This is a genomic window from Micromonospora sp. CNB394 (assembly GCF_000374985.1).
GTDB lineage: Bacteria > Actinomycetota > Actinomycetes > Mycobacteriales > Micromonosporaceae > Micromonospora > Micromonospora marina.
This window is the reverse complement of the sequence record NZ_KB895841.1, coordinates 40,050-60,586: the sequence shown is the minus strand read 5'-3', so window position 1 is coordinate 60,586 and position 20,537 is coordinate 40,050. Positions and strand designations below refer to the sequence as shown.

At 72.3% G+C, this 20,537-nt stretch carries 24 protein-coding genes; 5 read left to right on the top strand and 19 right to left on the bottom strand.

The annotated features are described in order from the left end of the window. Positions 1-70 precede the first annotated feature (70 nt). The gene (locus tag C569_RS0118815; protein WP_026268343.1) at positions 71-931 is read left to right on the top strand and encodes a hypothetical protein; all 861 of its coding nucleotides are present in this window, start codon (positions 71-73) and stop codon (positions 929-931) included. 26 nt (positions 932-957) lie between these two features. Here C569_RS0118815 and C569_RS0118810 read toward each other — a convergent pair whose 3' ends face one another. From C569_RS0118810 to C569_RS0118780, 7 genes are all read right to left on the bottom strand, one after another. Further along, positions 958-1,791: a carbohydrate ABC transporter permease gene (locus C569_RS0118810; RefSeq protein WP_018787323.1), complete on the bottom strand. Its 834-nt coding sequence runs from the start codon at positions 1,789-1,791 to the stop codon at positions 958-960. Further along, the gene (locus tag C569_RS0118805; RefSeq protein WP_018787322.1) at positions 1,788-2,774 is read right to left on the bottom strand and encodes a carbohydrate ABC transporter permease; all 987 of its coding nucleotides are present in this window, start codon (positions 2,772-2,774) and stop codon (positions 1,788-1,790) included. The genes C569_RS0118810 and C569_RS0118805 overlap by 4 nt, the downstream gene beginning before the upstream one ends. Next, complete coding sequence (locus tag C569_RS0118800) at positions 2,771-4,063, bottom strand: sugar ABC transporter substrate-binding protein (RefSeq protein ID WP_018787321.1); 1,293 nt, start codon at positions 4,061-4,063, stop codon at positions 2,771-2,773. Before C569_RS0118800 ends, C569_RS0118805 begins: the two co-directional genes overlap by 4 nt. Positions 4,064-4,285: 222 nt before the next feature. After that, a complete protein-coding gene (locus C569_RS0118795) occupies positions 4,286-4,570 on the bottom strand; it encodes a GlsB/YeaQ/YmgE family stress response membrane protein (protein WP_013287983.1) in 285 nt (94 codons plus the stop codon). Positions 4,571-4,823: 253 nt separating this feature from the next. After that, the gene (locus C569_RS0118790; RefSeq protein WP_018787320.1) at positions 4,824-5,111 is read right to left on the bottom strand and encodes a GlsB/YeaQ/YmgE family stress response membrane protein; all 288 of its coding nucleotides are present in this window, start codon (positions 5,109-5,111) and stop codon (positions 4,824-4,826) included. 219 nt (positions 5,112-5,330) lie between these two features. Then, positions 5,331-7,208, bottom strand: a complete 1,878-nt coding sequence (gene lepA / locus C569_RS0118785) for a translation elongation factor 4 (RefSeq protein WP_018787319.1) — start codon at positions 7,206-7,208, stop codon at positions 5,331-5,333. A gap of 106 nt (positions 7,209-7,314) precedes the next feature. Beyond that, positions 7,315-7,851, bottom strand: coding sequence for a DUF4240 domain-containing protein (locus C569_RS0118780; protein ID WP_018787318.1), 537 nt, complete (start codon positions 7,849-7,851; stop codon positions 7,315-7,317). Between C569_RS0118780 and C569_RS0118775 the strand changes: the two genes are divergently transcribed. Both C569_RS0118775 and rpsT read left to right on the top strand, forming a co-directional pair. After that, positions 7,850-8,926: a phosphotransferase gene (locus C569_RS0118775; protein ID WP_018787317.1), complete on the top strand. Its 1,077-nt coding sequence runs from the start codon at positions 7,850-7,852 to the stop codon at positions 8,924-8,926. The two genes, C569_RS0118780 and C569_RS0118775, sit on opposite strands and share 2 nt — an antisense overlap. A gap of 214 nt (positions 8,927-9,140) precedes the next feature. After that, positions 9,141-9,407, top strand: a complete 267-nt coding sequence (gene rpsT, locus C569_RS0118770) for a 30S ribosomal protein S20 (RefSeq protein ID WP_013287988.1) — start codon at positions 9,141-9,143, stop codon at positions 9,405-9,407. Positions 9,408-9,698: 291 nt separating this feature from the next. Here rpsT and C569_RS0118765 read toward each other — a convergent pair whose 3' ends face one another. From C569_RS0118765 to C569_RS0118735, 7 genes are all read right to left on the bottom strand, one after another. Continuing rightward, positions 9,699-10,196 carry a hypothetical protein gene (locus tag C569_RS0118765; RefSeq protein WP_026268341.1) on the bottom strand — a complete coding sequence of 166 codons (498 nt, stop codon included), beginning with the start codon at positions 10,194-10,196 and terminating at the stop codon, positions 9,699-9,701. Beyond that, complete coding sequence (gene holA / locus C569_RS0118760) at positions 10,193-11,173, bottom strand: DNA polymerase III subunit delta (RefSeq protein WP_026268340.1); 981 nt, start codon at positions 11,171-11,173, stop codon at positions 10,193-10,195. The genes C569_RS0118765 and holA overlap by 4 nt, the downstream gene beginning before the upstream one ends. Positions 11,174-11,293: 120 nt before the next feature. Next, on the bottom strand, positions 11,294-13,678 hold the full coding sequence (locus C569_RS0118755; protein WP_018787314.1) for a ComEC/Rec2 family competence protein: 2,385 nt from the start codon (positions 13,676-13,678) through the stop codon (positions 11,294-11,296). A 44-nt stretch (positions 13,679-13,722) separates the two neighbouring features. After that, positions 13,723-14,616: a helix-hairpin-helix domain-containing protein gene (locus tag C569_RS33770; protein ID WP_018787313.1), complete on the bottom strand. Its 894-nt coding sequence runs from the start codon at positions 14,614-14,616 to the stop codon at positions 13,723-13,725. Positions 14,617-14,965: 349 nt separating this feature from the next. After that, the gene (locus C569_RS0118745; protein ID WP_018787312.1) at positions 14,966-15,190 is read right to left on the bottom strand and encodes an SDR family oxidoreductase; all 225 of its coding nucleotides are present in this window, start codon (positions 15,188-15,190) and stop codon (positions 14,966-14,968) included. Between the two features lie 99 nt (positions 15,191-15,289). After that, positions 15,290-15,484: a DUF397 domain-containing protein gene (locus tag C569_RS0118740; protein ID WP_018787311.1), complete on the bottom strand. Its 195-nt coding sequence runs from the start codon at positions 15,482-15,484 to the stop codon at positions 15,290-15,292. Continuing rightward, on the bottom strand, positions 15,481-16,248 hold the full coding sequence (locus tag C569_RS0118735) for a DUF5753 domain-containing protein (protein ID WP_018787310.1): 768 nt from the start codon (positions 16,246-16,248) through the stop codon (positions 15,481-15,483). Before C569_RS0118735 ends, C569_RS0118740 begins: the two co-directional genes overlap by 4 nt. Before the next feature lie 196 nt (positions 16,249-16,444). Here C569_RS0118735 and C569_RS0118730 point away from each other — a divergent pair, with 196 nt between their 5' ends. Beyond that, positions 16,445-16,735, top strand: coding sequence for a hypothetical protein (locus C569_RS0118730; protein WP_018787309.1), 291 nt, complete (start codon positions 16,445-16,447; stop codon positions 16,733-16,735). After that, entirely contained in the window at positions 16,732-16,995 is a 264-nt protein-coding gene (locus C569_RS0118725; protein WP_018787308.1) for a hypothetical protein, read from the top strand. Before C569_RS0118730 ends, C569_RS0118725 begins: the two co-directional genes overlap by 4 nt. Positions 16,996-17,046: 51 nt before the next feature. Here C569_RS0118725 and C569_RS0118720 read toward each other — a convergent pair whose 3' ends face one another. From C569_RS0118720 to nadD, 5 genes are all read right to left on the bottom strand, one after another. Beyond that, positions 17,047-17,811 (bottom strand): SDR family NAD(P)-dependent oxidoreductase, encoded by a 765-nt coding sequence (locus C569_RS0118720; RefSeq protein ID WP_018787307.1) that lies wholly within the window; start codon positions 17,809-17,811, stop codon positions 17,047-17,049. 9 nt (positions 17,812-17,820) lie between these two features. Beyond that, a complete protein-coding gene (locus tag C569_RS0118715; RefSeq protein WP_026268337.1) occupies positions 17,821-18,675 on the bottom strand; it encodes a DegV family protein in 855 nt (284 codons plus the stop codon). A gap of 48 nt (positions 18,676-18,723) precedes the next feature. Further along, positions 18,724-19,353 (bottom strand): histidine phosphatase family protein, encoded by a 630-nt coding sequence (locus C569_RS0118710; protein WP_018787305.1) that lies wholly within the window; start codon positions 19,351-19,353, stop codon positions 18,724-18,726. Then, entirely contained in the window at positions 19,350-19,754 is a 405-nt protein-coding gene (rsfS, locus tag C569_RS0118705; RefSeq protein WP_018787304.1) for a ribosome silencing factor, read from the bottom strand. The genes C569_RS0118710 and rsfS overlap by 4 nt, the downstream gene beginning before the upstream one ends. Positions 19,755-19,864: 110 nt before the next feature. Then, a complete protein-coding gene (gene nadD / locus C569_RS0118700) occupies positions 19,865-20,461 on the bottom strand; it encodes a nicotinate-nucleotide adenylyltransferase (RefSeq protein WP_018787303.1) in 597 nt (198 codons plus the stop codon). Between the last annotated feature and the right edge of the window lie 76 nt (positions 20,462-20,537).

Genomic DNA, 20,537 nt, shown 5'->3' with positions numbered 1-20,537 from the left:
GGGCCCGCCGGTCGGCCGAGACCCGCCGGTGCGGGTGGGAAGTACGCTTGTCGGACTGTCGGGACAGGGGGTGCGGGTGCGGACGCGAGCGGCGATCGTGGCATCTGGGGTGGCGGTGTGCGTGCTGGCACTGCTCGCGGTCTACGTCGTGACCAAACAGTTCGGTGAGCACCTGCGGCTCCCCCTGTCCAGCCGGACCTGCACCGTGCAGGCGGACGGCGAGGTGGTGCTCGGTGCCGACCAGATGGCGAACGCGGCCACCATCGCGGCCATCGGCATGCAGCGCCGGATGCCCGACCGCGCGGTGGTGGTGGCGCTGGCGACCGCGTACCAGGAGTCGCACCTGCGCAACATCGCCCACGGCGACCGCGACTCGCTCGGCCTGTTCCAGCAGCGCCCGAGCCAGGGCTGGGGCACCCCGGAGCAGGTCCAGGACCCGCGGTACGCGGCGAACAAGTTCTACGCCGCGCTGAAGAAGGTGCAGGGCTGGGAGCGGATGCGGGTCACCGACGCCGCCCAGCGGGTGCAGCGGTCGGCGTTCCCCGAGGCGTACGAGAAGTGGGCGGACGAGTCGGAGGTCCTCACCCGGGCGCTGCTCGGCCACGCGACCGGCGCGGTGGCCTGCACCGTCTCCTCGCCGCCGACGATGCGGGGGCCGGCCGCCGCGAGCGCCGTGCTGGAGAGCCTGTCGCTGGACTGGGGGCTGCCCCGGCTGCCCACGGCGACGGACCTGACCGCGCTCACCGTGCCGGCCGGCGGCGACCGCAACGGCTGGCGGTATGCGCACTGGCTGGTCTCGCACGCCGACGACCACGGCGTGAAGAGGGTCCGCTTCGGCAACCTGGAGTGGACCGCCGAGCAGGGCTCCTGGGCCCGGGTGAAGGGCGACCCGGCCACCGAGGTGCGGGCCGAGGTGTTCGCCGCGGCCTGACGGCCGCCGGGTCGGCCCGCACCGGGTCAGCCCTTGACCGCTCCCGCCACCAGACCGGAGACCATCCGGCGCTGTACCAGCAGAAAGAAGACGATCACCGGCAGGGTGAACAGCGTGGACGCGGCCATCACCGAGCCCCAGGCGGTGTCGTCCCGGCCGAAGAAGAACGTCATCGCCACCGGCAGCGTGTACTTCTGCTGGTCGTTGATGAAGGTCAAGGCGAAGATCAGCTCGTTCCAGGCGGTGATGAACGAGAAGATGCTGGTGGCGACCAGGCCGGGCGCGACGAGCGGGAACAGCACCTTGCGGAACGTCTGGGCCCGGCTGGCGCCGTCGATGGCGGCGGCCTCCTCCAGTTCCTTGGGCACCGCGGCGACGAATCCGCGCAGCATCCAGACCGCGAACGGCAGCGAGAAGCCGAGGTACGTGAGGATCAGGCTGGGCAGCGTGTTGTAGAGGCCGAGCCGCTGGATCATCAGGAACAGCGGGATGACCAGCGCCTCCAGCGGGATCATCTGCACCACCAGCAGCATGATCAGGAACGTGGTGCGCAGCTTGAACCGGAACCGGGCCACGGCGGTCGCGGCGAGCAGCGCGACCAGCCCGCTCAGCAGCACCGTCGCCAGCGCGACGAGCACGCTGTTGAGGAAGAAGTCGGCGAACGTGACGCCCGGGATCAGGTTGCCGGTGAGGATCTCCCGGTAGTGCTCCAGCGTCGGCTCCGCCGGCACCGGCCGGGGGGTGGACGAGAAGATCTCCCGGTTGGGCTTCAGTGAGGTCGCCACCATCCAGTAGACCGGGAAGGCGGCGAAGAGCGCCACCAGCAGACCCGCGCCGTTGAGGGCGATCTTCTTCGTCATTCGTCCTCCTGCTTCAGCACCATGCGGACGTACAGGGCGGTCACCACGAGCAGGATCACGGTGAGGATGACCGCGATGGCCGAGCCGAGGCCGTACTTGGGCGGCGGCGAGAACGCCTCCGCGTACGAGTAGATCGACAGCATGAACGTCGTCCGGTCCTGGGTGCCGCCGGCCAGCACGAACTGCTGGGTGAAGACCTTGAAGTCCCAGATCGTGGAGAGCACCACGAGGATGCCGAAGACCGGCCGCAGCATCGGGAACGTGACCTTCCAGAAGACCTTCCACGGCCCGGCGCCGTCGACCCGGGCCGCCTCCTGCAGCTCCGTCGGTACGCTCTTGAGCCCGGCCAGGACGCTCACCGCGATGAACGGGAACGAGTGCCAGACCACCACGAGCGTCAGGATGGCGAAGAACAGCAGCGGATCGTTGAACCAGCCGTACCCGGTCCAGTCGCTGCGCCCGAACAGGGCCGTGGAGAGCCCGTCCGGAAGCTTGTTGAACAGCCAGGTGACCAGGCCGCTCGTGTCGTCGAAGATCCACTTCCAGACGATCGTGCCGGTCAGTGCCGGGGTGGCCCAGGCGAGCATCACGCAGCTCGCCACGAACGTGACCATCTTCTTGCCCAGGCGGTTGAGCAGCAGCCCGACCAGCGTGCCGAGGATCATCGTGAGCGCCACGTTGGCGAGCGCGAACAGCACGGTGTTGCGCAGCACCGTACGGAAGAACGGGTCGCCGAGGATCTGGGCGTAGTTGGCCAGGCCGACCCACGGCCACTCGCGGTCGCCGCGCAGCTGCCGGACGCTGTCCAGCTTGTGGAAGGACATCCACACGACCTGGCCGAGGGGCCAGAGCAGCAACACGGCGATGATCGCCAGGCAGGGCAGCAGGAGCAGATACGGAAGGTGGTCCACCCGGCGACGGCGCCGCCGCGCGGGGGTCTCCCGCGCGGCGGCCTCGCCGGGGCTCTTTGTCAGTAGGCTCACTTGCTGTTCAAAATGCCTTCCATCTCGGTGGCCGCGTCGGCGGTTGCCTTCTCGACCGTCTTCTGGCCCTTGATGACCGAGCTGTTCATCGCCTGGGTCACCGTCTTGGTCCGGCTGACCTCGACCCACTTCGGGGTGAGCGGGGTCAGCTTCGTGTTCTGGATGGCGGTGGCGAACGCGGCCATCACCTTGTCGTTGGCGTAGTCGCCGCTGCTCACCAGGTCCTGGTAGACCGGGAAGAAGCCGAGGCTGCTGGCGAACTCCTTGTCCTTCTGCTTGCTCAGCAGCACTGTCATGTAGTCCCAGGCCAGCGCCTGCCGCTCGCTGTCCTTCCAGATGGCGATGTCGGAGCCGCCGGCGAACGCCGGGGCGGGCTTGCCGTCCGGGCCGGGGATCGGGAACGTGCCCCACACCTTCTCGATGTCGGGGTTGTCCTTCTTCATCGCGCCACCCTGCCAGCTACCGGCGAACGCCATGGCAGCCTTGCCGGTGGCGAACTGGGTGCGGGCGTCGACCTCGTTCCACCCGGCGGCGGCCGGCGGGGCGACCTTGTGCACGGTCACCAGGTCGGTCCAGAACTTGACCGCCTTCTGCGCCTCGGGGGTGTTGTAGCCGGACTTCCAGCTGTCGCCCTCCTTGGTGGCGATCTCCCCGCCGGCACCCCAGAGGAAGGAGTAGAACGGCAGCTCGGAGTTGCCGGGCAGGGCGATGCCGTAGGTGCCGGGCTTCTTGGCCTGCACGGCCTTCGCGGCGGCGATCATCTCGTCCCAGTTCGTCGGCGGCTTGACGCCCGCCTCGGCGAACCAGTCGGTGCGGTAGTAGACGGCGCGGACGCCGGCGTACCACGGCACGCCGTACTGCTTGCCGTCGAGCTGGGCGTTCTTGACCAGGTCGGGCAGGATGTCCTTGCCCTCGGACCAGCCGTTGAACTTGTCCGAGACGTCGGCCAGGGCCTCCTGCGCGGCCCAGCCCTGGGTCTCGGTGTTGCCCAGCTCGGTGACGTCCGGGCCCTCCCCGCCGGCGAGCGCGGCCTGGAACTTCTTCGGCGCCTCGAGCCAGGGAATGTACTGCACCACGACGTCGGTCTCGGGGTGCTTCTTCTTGAACTCCGCCTCGACGCTGTCGAGGAACGTGGTCTGGGCGTCGCCGCCCTCACCCATCATCCACACAGTGAGCTTGCTGTTGTCGGCGGCCTTGTCGTCGTCGCCGGAGCCACCGCACGCGGTCAGCACCAACGCGGCCGACGCCACGATGGCGGTGACCGGAGCCAGCCGCTTCCACCTGTTCACGCCATATCTCCCTCAGGGCCGTTTGGCACTAACCTTCTCTGCCGCACCTTAGTAGGAAAATTTCCTTTACAACAGGGGGAGTTCGTGGCGGAGGCACAGGCGACCGTATCGCAGCCTGAGGCCCGGCCGGCATCGACGCCGTCCGGGCAGCTCAGGGCACACATACGCCGACGGGCGCCCGGCCGGTGAGGCCGGGCGCCCGTCGAGGCGCGTGGTGCGGGGTCAGTAGCGCGAGACGCCGCGACGGCGGCCGACACCGGCCACCAGGGCCACGCCGATCGCGGCGAACAGCACCTGCAGCATCAGCTCGCGCCAGTCGATGCCGGCGGTCTCGGCGAAGCCGGAGGCCCGGGCGACGATGGTGCCCAGAAGCGCGGCGCCGACGCCGATCAGCATGTGCAGCCAGATGGGCATGTTCTGCCGGCCCGGCACGACCAGCCGGCCCAGCGCGCCGACGATCAGACCAACGACCAGCGCCGTGATGATGCCCCAAACGGTGAGCTCCATGGTCGCCCTCCTCCTTAAGATCGGGTCACACATTCCTGTGTGGTTACTGTCGTGATCGCTAAGTTCCCGACCGCCCGGAAATCCAAACCGACTCCGATGACGAATTGTTCAGGCGCACCCTGAGCTGCTGCTTCTTCCCGAAACCCGGCGCGGCGGGCCAGCCCGGCGCACCGACGGGGCTCAATGCGCCGAATACACCGACGGGCGCCCGGCCGCATCGGCCGGGCGCCCGTCGAGGCGCGTGGTACGTCGATCAGTGATGCGCGACGCCGCGGCGGCGGCCGACGCCGGCCACCAGGGCCACACCGATGGCCGCGAGCACGACCTGCACGGCCAGCTCGGCCCAGTCGATACCGGCGGTCTGCGTGGCGATGCCGAGCGCGCGGGCCAGGACGGTGCCCAGCAGCGCGGCGCCGACGCCGATCACCATGTGCAGCCACATCGGCATGTTCTGCCGGCCCGGTACGACCAGCCGGCCCAGCGCGCCGACGATCAGACCCACGACGAGCGCGGTGATGATGCCCCAGACGGTGAACTCCACGGTCGGTCCTCCTCAAGCGATTTCGCACGTTCCGTGCGGTTGCTGTCGTGCCCGCTAAATGCCCGACGCATCGAAAACCGAAACCGGCGGCATCGACCGCCGCTCCCCGACCGCGACGAACCCGCAGGTGGGAGCGCTGCCGGCAGCTGAAAAATTCCTGGGTACGCGAACCGGCCGGCGCCCTGGAGAGGACGCCGGCCGGTTCGTGGAGCCTTGCCGCTACTTCTTGCCGGGCGACTTGGTGTCGCCGGAGTCGGACGACAGCGCCGCGATGAACGCCTCCTGAGGGACCTCCACCCGGCCCACCATCTTCATCCGCTTCTTGCCCTCCTTCTGCTTCTCCAGCAGCTTGCGCTTACGGCTGATGTCACCGCCGTAGCACTTGGCGAGCACGTCCTTGCGGATCGCGCGGATCGTCTCCCGGGCGATGACCCGGCTGCCGATGGCCGCCTGGATCGGCACCTCGAACTGCTGGCGCGGGATCAACGAGCGCAGCTTCGCCGCGATCGTCGTGCCGTACGTGTACGCCTTGTCCTTGTGCACGATCGCGCTGAACGCGTCGACCGGCTCGCCGTGCAACAGGATGTCGACCTTGACCAGGTCGGACGCCTGCTCGCCGGAGGGCTCGTAGTCGAGCGAGGCGTAACCCTTGGTGCGGCTCTTGAGCTGGTCGAAGAAGTCGAAGATGATCTCGGCCAGCGGCAGCGTGTAGCGCAGCTCCACCCGGTCGGCGGAGAGGTAGTCCATGCCGAGCAGGCTGCCGCGGCGACCCTGGCACAGCTCCATCACCGCGCCGACGTAGTCGTTCGGGGTCAGCACGGTGGCCCGGACGGTCGGCTCGTACACCTCGGCGATCTTGCCGGTCGGGTACTCGCTCGGGTTGGTGACCACGACCTCCTCGCCGTCCTCCTGAATGGCCCGGTAGACCACGTTCGGAGCGGTGGAGATCAGATCGAGGTTGAACTCCCGCTCCAGCCGCTCCCGGATGATCTCCAGGTGCAGCAGGCCGAGGAAGCCGCAGCGGAAGCCGAAGCCCAGCGCGCCGGAGGTCTCCGGCTCGTACGTGAGCGCCGCGTCGTTGAGCTTGAGCTTGTCCAGCGCCTCACGCAGGTTCGGGTAGTCCGAGCCGTCGATCGGGTAGAGCCCCGAGTAGACCATCGGCTTCGGATCCTTGTAGCCGCCGAGCGCCTCGGACGCCGGCCGCCCGTTGATGGTGACCGTGTCACCGACCCGGGACTGCCGCACATCCTTCACGCCGGTGATCAGGTAACCCACCTCGCCGACGCCGAGCGCGTCGGCCTTCACCATCTCCGGCGAGATGACGCCGATCTCCAGCAGCTCGTGGACCGCGCCGGTGGACATCATCTTGATCCGGTCCCGGGCGGAGATCCGGCCGTCGATCACCCGGACGTACGTGACCACGCCCCGGTACACGTCGTACACCGAGTCGAAGATCATCGCGCGGGCCGGCGCCTCGGCGTCGCCCACCGGCGGCACGAACTGCCGGACGATCTCGTCCAGGAGGTAGGGCACGCCCTCGCCGGTCTTGCCGGAGACCCTGATGCAGTCCGCCGGGTCGCCGCCGATCAGGTGGGCCAACTCCTCGGCGTACTTCTCCGGCTGGGCGGCCGGCAGGTCGATCTTGTTGAGCACCGGGATGATGTGCAGGTCGTTCTCGAGCGCCAGGTAGAGGTTGGCGAGCGTCTGCGCCTCGATGCCCTGCGCCGCGTCGACGAGCAGGATCGCGCCCTCGCAGGCGGCGAGCGAACGGGACACCTCGTAGGTGAAGTCCACGTGGCCCGGAGTGTCGATCATGTTGAGCACGGCGGTCTCGCCGGCCCGGTCGCCCTCGCGGATCGTCCACGGCATCCGCACGGCCTGGCTCTTGATGGTGATGCCGCGCTCGCGCTCGATGTCCATCCGGTCCAGGTACTGCGCGCGCATCTGCCGCGGATCGACCACACCGGTGAGCTGCAACATCCGGTCGGCCAGGGTCGACTTCCCGTGGTCGATGTGGGCGATGATGCAGAAGTTCCGGATGCGCGCCGGGTCGGTGGCACCAGGAGCGTTCGCGCCGGGATCGAGCGTCGGTGGCACAGCGGTCCGTTCTGGTCGGCTGACGTGAGCGGGCCGGCGCGCCGCCGGCCCCCTCCATGGTCCCACGTCGCCCGGGGCGCGCCCGGGCTCCCCCTTCACTCCACGCCTATTCCACGGGTGGCTCGACGAACAGCGCGGCCAGCCTCGGCAGCCGGCGGCGGGCCTCCTCCTCGTCGTCGAAGTCCCAGAAGTCGTTCAGGTCGGGCACCGGGACCGGGTCGCGCTCGGCCGGCAGGTCGGACGCGGTGGCCTTGCGGTACGCGTCCCACGGCACCCCGAGCATCCGCTCGCACTCGAACTCCTCGCCACTGAGCGCGGCGGCCCGGACCTGCGGCAGCTCGGCCAGCGAGTCCGGGTCGCCGACCGTCCGGGCGAACACCGCCCGGCCCTGGGTCATCAGCCAGCCCCGGAAGTACTCGAAGCCGTCGTCCGAGGCGCCGCCGTTGATCAGGTACGCCGCGCCCCACAGGTCGACCCGGTAGGAGGCGGCGAGCACCCGCCGCTGGTGGTGGGCGTATCCGACGATCTCCTCCGGGTCGCGCTCGGCCAGCAGCGCGACCGCCCGGGCGGCGACCGCGTCGGGCTCTCCCCCGGCGCCGGCGCGGGCCTCGTCGATCAACTGCCAGAACTCGTCGGTCCTCATGGCAGGCAGTCTGGCAGAGCCCACCGACGCGCCGGTTCGCCGCGCGCCGCCGGTGCGGCAGCATGGTGCGGTGCGCGCGATCTCCCTACCGCCCGTTCCGTACGGGTCGACGGCCGTCCGGCCCGGCTGGGCCGACCTGCCGGCCGGGCTGCGCGACGCGCTCGCCGCCCGGATCGGCGGTCCACCAGCGGCGGTACGGGTGGCGGGTGGCGGCTTCACCAGCGGCTTCGCCGCCGTACTGACCGGCCCTGCCGGGGAGCGGGCGTTCGTCAAGGCGGCGGCACTGAACGGGCAGCGGCACCTGGTCGACTGGTACGCCCACGAGGCGGCGATCCTGGCCCGGCTCCCGGCCGGGCTGCCGGTGCCCCGGCCGCGCTGGGCGCTCACCGAGTCCGGCTGGTACGCGCTCGCGCTCGACGCCATCGACGGGCACACCCCCCGCCTGCCCTGGGCGCCGGCCGAGCTGGACGCCGCCCTCGCCGCGTACGCCGAGGTGGCCGCCGCGCTCGCCACCGCGCCCGCGGAACTGGCCGCGCTCCGGCTCCCCCGCCTCGCCGACCTGGCCCGCGACGACATCCTCTGGTGGGGCGAGGTGGCCGCCGGACGGGAGCCGCTGCCCGAGCAGGCCGCCGGCGCCCCGCTGGCCGAGCTGGTCGCGCTGGAGTCGCGCCTGCCCGGGTATGCCGACGCCGCTCCCGGCCTGACCCACGGCGACCTGCGGGTGGACAACCTCCTGATCGACTCCGGCGGGCGGGCCTGGCTGTGCGACTGGCCCTGGCTCTGCCACGGGCCGGCCTGGTTCGACCTGGCCGGGCTGCTGCTCACCGCGTACGCCAGCGGCCTCGACGCGGACGCCGCGTTCGCGGGGCACCCGGCGGCGGCCGGGGCGCCCGCTGACGCGCTGGACGTGACGCTCGCCGCGCTGGCCGGGTACTTCCTGACCGGCGCCGAGGCCGGGCCGTCCAACGCCTCCCCGCACCTGCGCGCCCACCAGCGCTGGAGCGGGGAGCAGGCACTCGGCTGGCTGGCCGAGCGCCGGGGCTGGTCCTGGGCACGCCCCGCCCCTTCCCCTTGATCCACACCAGTTCGGCGAGATGGCGGCATCCCACGGGCCCTGACCTCACCACCTCCCCGAAGTGGCACGCGCTCGACCAGGCTGGATGGGGCCGGGCGGAGGCGTTTTGGCTCGTCCGGGGCCGACCTGGTAGCCTGGCTTTTCGCGCGGCGATGACGCATGCTCGTCGTGCGCGAAAGCAGACCAACCCGAGCTATCAAGACGAGGCTGTCGCGTGGCGAACATCAAGTCCCAGATCAAGCGCAACCGGCAGAACGAGAAGCGCCGGCTGCGTAACAAGTCGGTCAAGTCGTCGCTGAAGACCGCCATCCGGAAGTTCCACGAGGCTGCCGAGGCGGGCGACACCGAGAAGGCCACCGTGCTCATGCGTGAGGCCACCCGCAAGCTGGACAAGGCTGCCAGCAAGGGTGTCATCCACTCGAACCAGGCGGCCAACCGGAAGTCGGCGATCGCCAAGCGCGTCGCCTCGTTCTCTGCCTGACCAGCGCCACAGATCCCACCGGAAGCCCCGGGGCCATTGTGCCCACGGGGCTTCCGCCTGTCCGTACTCCCCGCTTGCACCTCCGGCGCACCGGAATGCGGGCGTGGTGCGCGGCGCGGGTGCGCCGCGGAGGTCGTGGAAGATTTCGGCCCCTACGGGGGCCGTTTCGTACCAAGATCTGCGGGGTGATCGCGCCACGGTCGGTCGGCGACGGCGCCGGCGGGAGAGCGCGGGTGTTCGGAGGGCGTAGCGCGGGGCGTCCGGCGGAAGAGCGCCGCCCGGTGGCTGCGGCTATCGCTCGTTCGGGCGGTCGAACGTCGCGCGTTGGGGATGGTGGTAGCGGACGCCCCGGGAATCGGCGGTCGCGCCGCCGTGCAGCGCACCGGAGCTCGCCGGTGACGCGCCGCCCGGCAGCGACCCGATGCTCGCCGCCCCGCCCGGCGACACGCGGGCGCTCGCCGGCACCCGGGCCCGCCCGATCACCGGCTCCATCTGCCGGCGGAAGCGGTCCCGTTCCTGCTCGGGCACCTGCGCGGCGGTGCGGACGACCATCTCGGCCACCACGTCGTTGAGCTTGACCATCGCCGCGACCGCGACCGGCAGCACCAGCACCGCCCACCAGCTCACCAGTTCGGCGAGCGCGAGCAGCACGGCCAGCGCCACCGCGCCCTCGAAGAAGAGGAAGCAGAGCACCCCACCCGGGTTGACGAAGCGCAGCCCCAGCACCCGGGCGTAGAGCGGGCGGTACCGCTCCTCGTCCGTGGCCACCGTCGACCACGCTCGGGTCACCGGGCGCCGCCCTGCCGGGCCGCGGCCACCGAGAACACGGCCCGCTCCAGCGCGTACGCCCGGTCGTCGGCACCGCCCTTGACCGCCGCGTTGCACTCGGCGGCCACCCGCATCGCCTCGACCAGGCCCTCGGGCGTCCAGCCCCGGGCGCGTACCTGAGCCTTCTCGATCTTCCAGGCCGGCATGCCGAGCGTCTTGGCCAGCTGGAACGCGTTGCCCCGGCCGGCGGCGGCGACCCGGGCCACGGTCCGCACGCCGTCGGCCAGCGCGTCGGCGATCGGCACCGGATCGACGCCGACGTGCAGCGCCCACCGCAGCGCCTCCAGCGCGCCGGGCACGTCACCGACCATCGTCGCGTCGGCGACGGTGAAGCCGGTCACCTCGGCCCGTCCCCGGTAGTAACGGGCGACGGTGTCCGCGCCGATCCGCCCGTCGGTGTCGGCGACCAGTTGCGAGCAGGCGGCAGCCAGCTCACGCATGTCGTTGCCGACGGCCGCGACCAGGGCGTCGGCCGCGTCGGGCGTGCACTTGCCACCGTGGCGGCGGATCTCGTCCCGAACGAAGGCGGACCGCTCCCGGTCGCCCTTGAGCTTCACCGCCGGCACCACTGTGGCGCCCGCCGCCCGCAGGCCGTCCGCGAACGCCTTGCCCTTGGCCCCACCCAGGTGCAGCACCACGAGTTGCACGTCCGGGTCGGGATTCTTCGCGTACCCGAGCAGCGCGGTGGACAGGTCCTTGCGGGCGTCCTGACCGGAGCGGAGCACGAGCACCCGGCGACCGCCGAACAGCGACGGGCTGAGCATCTCGGCGATCTCGCCGACGGTGAGCGTGCCGGCCTGGTATTCCCGCACGTCCACGTCGGGGTCGACCTCGCGGGCCCGGGCGACGGCTTCGGTGACCGCTCGCGTGGCGAGCAGCTCCTCGTCGCCCAGGACGAGCACAATAGGAGGCAGGTCGGCGGGGGTCACGTCGCCCATACTCGCACGCCCTCCGACCCGGCCGGGCCTGCTCATCGGGGACTGTGACGGCGCAGCCCGCAGACAGCGCAAATCCAGACATTTGACTTGATCCCCTTTTTACTCTGACAAGATTCCCCTTCAGCGTGGCCGTCCCGCCTCGGCGCCCCGCTTCACCACCGCGAGCCCGCCACCCACCCGGACCGCTGCGATGTCCCCGTCGGTGTCGGTACGCAACACCCGCGCGCCGCCCCGGCTCAGCCGATCCAGCAGCCCGGCGTCGGGGTGCCCGTAGTCGTTGCCGACGCCCACGCAGACGAGCGCCACCGCCGGACGCACCGCGGCCAGGAACTCCGGATCCTGGTACGCCGACCCGTGGTGGGCCACCTTCAGCACGTCGGCCCGGATCCGGGCGGCCGGCGTCGTCTCCAGCATCGCCCGCTGCTCCTCCGTCTCGGCGTCCCCGGTCAGCAGGATGCGTACCCCGTCCACGGTGGCGGCCAGCACCAGCGAGTTGTTGTTCGGGTCGGACCGGCTGCCCCGCAGCGGGTACGGCGGCCCGACCGCGTCCAGGTCCACCGCGCCCGCCCGCCACCGCCACCCCGCCTGCACCGGAGCCACCGGCGTACCCGCCCGACGGGCCGCCTCGCGCACCTGGGCGGCCCCGTAGGGCGGCTCGGACCAGGACGGGCCCACCACAGCACCCACCCGCCGGCCCCGGAACACCCCGGACACCCCGCCGACGTGGTCGACGTGGAAGTGACTGACCACCAGCAGCGGCACCTCACGTACCCGGAGGCGGCGCAGGCAGGCGTCCACGCCTGACGGTTCCGGGCCGGCGTCGACCACCACGGCCCGGCCGGCGGCGACCGGCAGCACCACCGCGTCCCCCTGCCCCACCGCGCACGCCACCACCACCCAGCCGCGCGGCGGCCAGCCGGAGGCGAGCAGTCTTACCGGCACCGCGCCCAGCACCACCGCCACCGCGACGACAGCGATCAGCCGCCGCGCCCGGCGCCGCTGGAAGGCGAGCAGCAGCGCCACGCTCACCGCGGCCAGCAGCAGCGCCCCGGCCGCCCCGCCCGCCCACGGCAGGTTCCCGGCCGGCAGGTCCGCCCCGTATCCGGCCACCGCCACCAGCCAGCGCGCCGGCCAGCTCGCCAGCCAGGCCAGGAACTCCGCACCGCCCGGCCACAGCGGCGACAGCACCGCCGCCAGCACGCCGAGCACAGTGGCCGGCGCGACGGCCGGCACCGCGAGCAGGTTCGCCGGCACCGCCACCAGGCTCACCGTCGCGGACAGGCCGGCGATCACCGGGCCGCAGGCCAGTTGCGCGGCCGCCGGCACCGCGAGCGCCTCGGCCAGCCCGGCCGGTACGCCCCGGCGCCGCAACGCGTCCCGCCAGCCGGGCGCGAGCAGCAGCAGTCCCCCGGTGGCGCAGACCGACAACGCGAAACCCGGGTCGCCCGCGAGCTCCGGGTCGTACAGCACCAGACCGGTGACGGCGGCGGCGAGCGCGGGCAGCGCCGACCGGGACCGCCCGGCGGCGAGCGCGGCGAGCCCGATCGCGCCCATCGCTGCGGCACGCACCACGCTCGGCGAGGGTCGCACCAGGATGACGAACCCGACGAGCGCGAGGACGCAGAGCGTGGCGGCGGTACGCGGACCGGCGCGCGCCCAGCGGGCCAGCAACAGCACCGCCCCGACGACGATCGCCACGTTGGAGCCGGACACCGCGTTGAGGTGGGTCATCCCGGTGGCCCGGAAGTCCTCCTCCACCTCCGGCAGCAGCCGGCTGGTGTCGCCCACCACCAGGCCCGGCAGCAGCCCGCCCGGCGCGTCGGGCAGCGGCTCGCAGGCCCGTTGCAGCCCGGCGCGCAGCACGCCCGCGGCCCGTTGCGGCCATGACGCGTCGCCGCGCAGCGTGGGCGGGTCGGCGGTGGAGAACACGGCGGCGGTCAGGTCGCCGCCGCGCGGGGCGGACAGCCGTCCCCGGCTGGTGACCCGCTGCCCCGGCAGCAGTGGACGCCAGGACGGGTCGGTGGCGAGCACCAGCGCGCGTACCGGGCCGGTGACCCGGGTGCCACCGGGTCCGGTGAGCCGGATCAGATCCACCCGGACCAGCAGCATCGGCGGACGGCCGGGCGCGCCGCGAATCGCACGGGGGTCGTCTCGGAGCACCAGGTCGGCGGTGACCGGGGCACGGTCGGTGACGAGCGCGCGGACCGGGGCGGCGTCGCGGACCGCGACCCGGGCCCCGGTGGCCGCCGCCCCGCAGAGCACGCCGAGCAGTACGGCGACCGCGATCCAGCCGTAGCGACGGGCCACCGCACCCGGCCGGCCCAGCACCCCGCCCAGGTGCAGGCCCGCGAGCAGGGCGAGCGCAGCGGCGACGGCGGCCAACCACACGCTCGCCCGGACACCGAGGTGCAGCCCGGCCAGCGCGGCGAGCCAGGCCGCCACCGCCAACCCGGCCAGCCGCAGGTCGAGCACCTCACGACCGCCCACGTCCCCGTCGGCGACCACGGCGCGGCCATCAGCCAGAACGGGCCTTGGCCCAGGTCGGCTGCTCACACAGTCACCAGTTCCTTGAGCTGCTCGTACCGCGCGTCGCCGATGCCGTCGACCTGGCGCAGGTCGGACACGGACCGGAAGCCGCCGTTCCGGTCCCGGTGGTCGAGGATCCGCTGGGCGAGCACCGGGCCGACGCCGGGCAGCGCGTCGAGCTGGGCGAGGGTGGCGGTGTTCAGGTTGACCGGCCCGGCCGGTGCCGCCGGACCGCCCGGCGCTGTCCCGCCGCCGGCCGGGGCGGGTCCGGACGGTCCCGGTGGGGCGGTCACGCCGACCAGGATCAGCTCACCGTCGGTGACCTTGCGGGCGGGATTGAGCAGCGCCACGTCGACGCCGGGCAGCGCGCCGCCGGCCGCTTCGATGGCATCGGCGAGCCGGGCACCGGCCGGCAGCCGGACCAGGCCGGGGCGGCGCACCTTCCCGGCCACCGCGACGACGACCTGACCGGGTGAGCCGCCCGATGCGGGCGCACCGGTCACCACGTCGGTCACCCCGCCTGCCGGCGCCTCGGTGGCCGCCACGACCGGCTGGACGGGTTCGGCGGTCGGACGCGAGCGCCACGCCCAGACGGCGGCCACCACGACCACGACTGCCGCCAGCACCGCGAGCGCACGCACACCCCGACGGCCGGGGTCGAACGCGCCCGGGCCGGGCAGCCGGGACGCCAGACCTCGCGGGGACGCCGACTGACGGTTCCCCTCGTCGTCCGGCTCGGTGGACGCCGGATCCGCCCCGAATGGCTGCTCCGCACCGCCGTCGTGCTCCGGGACACCGCGCCGCAGCCCGAACCCCGTCTCGACCTCGCCCGGCCCACGCCCGGAACCCGAGCCGAGCCGCCCTCGCAAATCCGGCCCGGTCCCGCCGGTGGCATGCCCGGAGCGCGCACCGGGCATGCCGTTGAGGACCGGCCCGGCGTCGTCGGGCCCAGGCTCGCGGTCCGGCCCGGAGAGGGATGGCCCGGGCCACCGCGAGGACCCCGCCGCCGAGCCAGGCCCGCGCGAGCGGGAGGCGGGGCTCGGCGGAACGGCAGCGGCGTCCGCGAACCCGAACAGCCGGACGAGCCGCCGCCGTACCGTCGTCTCCTCGTCGTCTGGCACGGCTCGGAACGCTACGGTGACGGCTCGTCACACATCGGCCGATGAACCGTCACCTGTGGACAACGTAGGCACTGTGGACAGGCACCCGAGCCGACCGTGACTGTGCTAGGCATGCCGGCGGCCCCCCGGGCACGACGTGATCAGGTCAGCGCGCCTCCGGATCCAGCCCGAGCGCCGCCCGTCCCCCGTCGACCGGCACCGTCGCGCCGTTGACGAACGAGGCACGCTCGGAGAGCAGGAACACGACCACCTCGGCCACCTCGCCGGTACGCCCGATCCGACCGACCGGGTGCAGCCGGCCCATCTCCTCGCCGACGTGCGCCACCCCGGCCACGTCGAGTCCGGCCAGGTAGGCGGCGTCCCCGGTCACGGCGTGCAGCCGGTCGGCTAGTGATTACCCTGACGCGCCGTCGGACATGAAGCAGCCCCGGCACCCATCAGGAGTACCGGGGCCGCTCATGGCCTGGGGTCAGCCCACAGGGCCGATCTTCTTGGCCAGGTTAACGAAGCCCTGCCACGATACCGGCCCGAAGGTCAGGGTTCCGCCGTCACGGTCCTTGGTGTCCCGGACCAGGACGATGCCCGGGAGGTTGTCGGCGACCTCGACACACGAGCCACCGTTGTTGCCGCTCTTCGTGCTCTTGCGCCACTGCGCACCGGTCATGTCCATGATCCTGCCGCTTCTCTGATCAGGTCTAGAGACTGGTTTCGGGAGAGGGCGTCACCCCTGATGCGCTCCCATCTACGACTGAGCGTAGCAACGTCCGCAGCCTGATTTACGATCTGCGCTGGCCCCTGGCTGTCGACGTGCGCGACGTGCTCGCCGCTGGGTAGCTCGGCGATGATGAAGCCTCCGCCGAGCCCCGGATACATGCCAACGTCCTTCGGCACGATGTGCACTTGCACCGTGGAAAGGGCTGCGCAGCGGGCAAGGTGCTCGACCTGTTCGCGCATCAGATCGCGGTTGCCATACGCCGACTGGTGCAGCACTCCTCCGAAGATGACGGCGACGAAAAGGGGTGGGCGCTCTCGGCGCAGGATCGCTTGCCGCTCGATGCGTGAGGCGACCAGTTCGTCTACCTCCGCCGGGGTCAGCGCCTCGCCGGCAAGAGTTGCCCGCGCGTACGCCTCGGTCTGGAGAAGGCCAGGTATCCAACAGTGCTCGAACCAGCGGAGGGCAACTGCTTCTCGTTCCCAGTCGACCCACTCGCGTAGCCACTGCGGCTCACGTCGCTTCAGGACGTCGGGCCATAGATCCCCGACGTCCCGACCAAGGAGTGCGGCCACCTGTGCACGTCGGCGTGGTTGGGGCACTCGTCCCGGGGAGATCCAACGCGCTGCCGTCTTCGGGTCTACGCCGGTCTGAGCTGCCAAGCTCTCGGCCGTCTCGCCAGCCTCAGCCATCGCCGCCTGGAGTACGTGGTTCATCCCGCCTCCCCTGTGGACGTCCCGAATATCTAGGCACCATACATCAACGCTGTGTACTGGTCCCGTAGCTCTCGGCAGGGTGACGGTTGAGCGGCGCTACCCGGTGGAGGCCCGACGCCCGGCGGGAGTGCTGCCCGGGGTCGCCCCTTGGGCGAGCAACCAGGGGCGGCCCCTTCCCAACGACGGAGGGGGTCACATGGCGGCAGCGCCCGGGTTGATCAAGTGCGGCGATGTCCTGCACCTCACCCGCGCCGCAAGCGTGCAATTCGTGCGACCCATCATCGTCCGCGTGATTCGGGAGATCGCCGACCGGCACAGCTACGACGGCTGGACATGGATCGAGGCATACGAGCTGAGCGCCAGGGGCGAGGCGGTCGCCAAGCGGGAACTGTTCGTGCAACCGGCCGGACTGCGCTGGCTCGCCGCCGCGCCGGCAACGCCTGCTGTCAGCCGCCCTCGCGCCAGGCGGGTACGGGTGACGGCATGACCAGCGCCGCCCGTCCGCATCTGCCCATCCGGCCCATGTGGCTGTGCAAGCGCTGTGCGCACCCGTGGCCGTGCGCCGTCGCCCGGCTGTCCCTGGTCGCCGAGTACGCCGGGGATCGGGTAGGCATGTCGGTCTACCTGTGCGGGCAGCTCTACGAGGCAGCGATCGACCTGCACCGCCTCAACCCGAACGAGGCACCGTCACCGCAAGCTCTATTCGTTCGGTTCGTCGGCTGGGCGTCGCTGCGGTCGCCTCCTTAGCGGCGTCCGCGAACCCGAACAGCCGCAAGGCGGAGCGGCGACGTGATCATGTCAGCGTGCCTCCGGGTCCAGCCCGAGCACGGACCGCCCCCCGTCGACCGGCACAGTCGCGCCGTTGACGAACGAGGCGCGGCCGGAGAGCAGGAACGCGACCACCTCGGCCACCTCGTCGGTACGCCCGATCCGGCCGACCGGGTGCAGCCGGGCCATCTCGGCACCGACGTGTGCCGCCTCCGCCGGGTCGAGTCCGGCGAGGTAGGCGGCGTGCCGTTCGGTGTGGATGGACCCGAGCGCGACCGCGTTGGCGCGGATCCCGCGCGGACCGTAGTCGACGGCGAGCGCCCGGGTCAGCCCCTCCAGCGCGGCCTTGGCGGTGGTGTACGGCAGGGCGCCCGGCACTGCCCGGCGGGCCTGGTGGGACGAGACGTTGACGATCGCGCCGCCGGTCCCGGCCGCCAGGAACCGGCGTACGGCGGTGCCGGCCCCGGCCACGGCGGGGCGCAGGTTCAGCGCGATCAGGTCGACCACCTCGCTCGCGGGCGCCCGGTGCAGGTCGGCGTCGCGGAAGACGGCGGCGTTGTTGACCCAGCCGGCCAGCGGCGCGTACGCCTCGGCGCGGTCGGCGGCCCGGCCGGTGACCGCCTCGTCGCCGGCGTCCCCGGTCACGGCGTGCAGCCGACCGGTGACTGGATGCCGGGCCAGCCAGTCCACCGCGCCGGCATCCCGCTCGACCACGACCACCGTGCCGCCGGCGGCGGCCAGCCGTTCGACGACGGCCCGCCCGCCGCCGGTGACGACGTACGACAGTGGGCTCATCCGGCCACCCTAGGGCGTGCGGCGGTGGACCACCACGCACGCCAGCCCGGGCCCGGCGTGGGCGGCGACCACGGCTCCGGCCTCGGTGACGTACGTGTCGTGCAGGCGGTCGCCCAGCCGCTCGGTCAGCGCCGCCAGCAACTGCTCGGCCCGCTGCGGCGCGGCGAGGTGGTGCACGCCGAGGTCCACAGGCGCGTCACCGGCCGCCTCGACGGCGAGGTCGACCAGGCGTGCCACGCCCCGGCTCGCGGTACGGACCTTGTCCTTCACCACGATCGCACCATCGGGCATGTGCATGATCGGCTTGACCGAGAGGGCGGTGCCGAGCAGTGCCTCGGCCGCGTTGATCCGGCCGCCCCGGCGCAGGAACTCCAGCGTGTCGACGTAGAAGTAGATGGTTGTCCGGGCGACCGCGTCCAGCGCCGCGTCGCGTACCCCGGTCAGGTCGGCGCCCTGCGCGGCGGCCGCGGCGGCGGCGAGCGCCGGGAAGCCGAGGCCCATGCCGGTGGATCGGCTGTCGACCACCGTGACCCGGTCGTCGCCGACCTCGGCGGCGGCCAGCCGGGCGGCCTCGACGGTGCCGGACAGCTCGGCGGACAGGTGCACCGACACCACGCCGTCGGCGCCCTCGGCGAGCAGCGTGCGGTAGACCTGCGCGAACTGTTCCGGCGCGGGCCGGGACGTGCTCACCGAGACCCGCCGGCCGCTCAGCGCGCGGGTGGCGTCGGCCGGGGAGGTCTCGACGCCCTCCAGCCCTTCCGCGCCGTTGAGGACGACGGTGAGCGGAACGACCGTGAACCCGCGTGCGCGGACCAGGTCGGGGGGCAGGTAGGCGGTGGAGTCGGTGACGACCGCGACGGGCATGACCGGCACGCTAGCCGATGGCGCTGTGACGCGCCGGGTCCGGAGGTGTCAGACCGCCTCGGTGAGCGCCGGCTGGGCGATCAGGCCGACGTTGTGCGCGCGCAGGTGCCAGCCCCGGACGTCGTCGTGGCGCAGTTCGGTCCAGTGGCAGTTCGCCAGCGAACCGAGGCTGCGCAGCACCGTGTGGTCCCAGCCGAGCAGGTGGCCGACGCCCTGCCGGGCGCCGCCGCCGTGGGTGGTCACCACGACCGTGCCGCCGACGGCGAGGTCGGCGGCGGCCTGGAACGCGGCGCCGAGTCGCTCACCCAGGTCGGGCAGAGGCTCGATGCCGGCACCGGGGTCGGGGTCGCCGGCCCGCCAGCGGGCGTACTCGTCGGGGAACCGCTCGGCCACCTCGGTCAGGGTGAGGCCCTGCCACTGGCCGAAGTGCCGTTCGCGCAGCCGGGCGTCGGCGCGGACCGGCAGCCCGGTCAGCGCCGCGAGCGCGGCGGCGGTGTCGGCGGCGCGGCGCAGGTCGCTGGCGACGATCGCGTCCGGGCGCAGCGCGGCGAGCACCGGAGCGGCGGCCCGGGCCTGCTCGCGGCCGAGGTCGTTGAGCGGCACGTCGGTCTGGCCCTGGACCCGGCTCGCGGCGTTCCAGTCGGTGTTGCCGTGCCGCCAGACGATCAGGCGGGTCATTCGGCGGTGGCGGTGCCGGCGGCCGAGTCGGCCAGGTCGCGATCGGTGAACGGGATCTGCGGGCAGTCCTTCCAGAGCCGGTCGAGGGCGTAGAACTCGCGTTCCTCGGTGTGCTGGACGTGGACCACGATGTCGACGTAGTCGAGCAGCACCCAGCGGCCGCCCCGCTCGCCCTCGCGGCGCACCGGCTTGGCCTTGTCCGGCAGCTCCAGCAGGCGCTCCTCGATGGCGTCGACGATGGCGAGCACCTGACGCTCGTTCGGAGCGGCGGCCAGCAGGAACGCGTCGGTGATCGCGAGCTGGTCGCCCACGTCGATGATAACGATGTCCTGTGCCTTCTTGTCGGCCGCGGCCTGGGCGGCGGCCATCGCCAGCTCGTGCGCGCGTTCGGAAACTGTCACCGTTCTCCTTCGATCAACCGTGCGACCCTCCAAGCCTCTCACACCCGGCGGTGCGGCGACTTGTCAGTTCTGGTCGATTTCAGGTATCAACCGGGACGTAAGTGGGCGTATCACCGCTGGTAGAGACGTCGTTTCGCGATGTACTGCACCACACCGTCGGGCACCAGGTACCACACCGGCTCCCCCCGGGCGACGCGCGCGCGGCAGTCGGTCGACGAGATGGCCATCGCGGGCACCTGCACCAGGCTCACCGAGTCGGCCGGGAGGTGCTTGTCGGTGAGTTCGAAGCCGGGCCGCGTCACGCCGATGAAATGGGCCAGTTCGAGCGCGTCGTCCAGGTCCTTCCAGGAGAGGATGCGCTCCAGGGCGTCCGCGCCGGTGATGAAGAAGAGCTGCGCCTTCGGGCCGTACTCGGCGTGCAGGTCGCGCAGCGTGTCGACGGTGTAGGTGGGACCGCCGCGGTCGATGTCGACCCGGCTCACCTGGAAACGCGGGTTGGAGGCGGTGGCGATCACCGTCATGAGGTAACGGTCCTCGGCCGGGGTGACCGCTTCCTCCGCCTTCTGCCACGGCTGCCCGGTCGGCACGAACACGACCTCGTCCAGACCGAACCGGTCGGCCACCTCGCTCGCCGCCACCAGGTGCCCGTGGTGGATCGGGTCGAACGTGCCGCCCATGATGCCGACCCGCCGGATGTCTTCCTCCACCCCGCGATCGTAGGCCGCGCACCGGACAGGCCCGGGCGGGGTCGGCCACGCCGGGCGGAGGAGGCCGCCCGGCGTG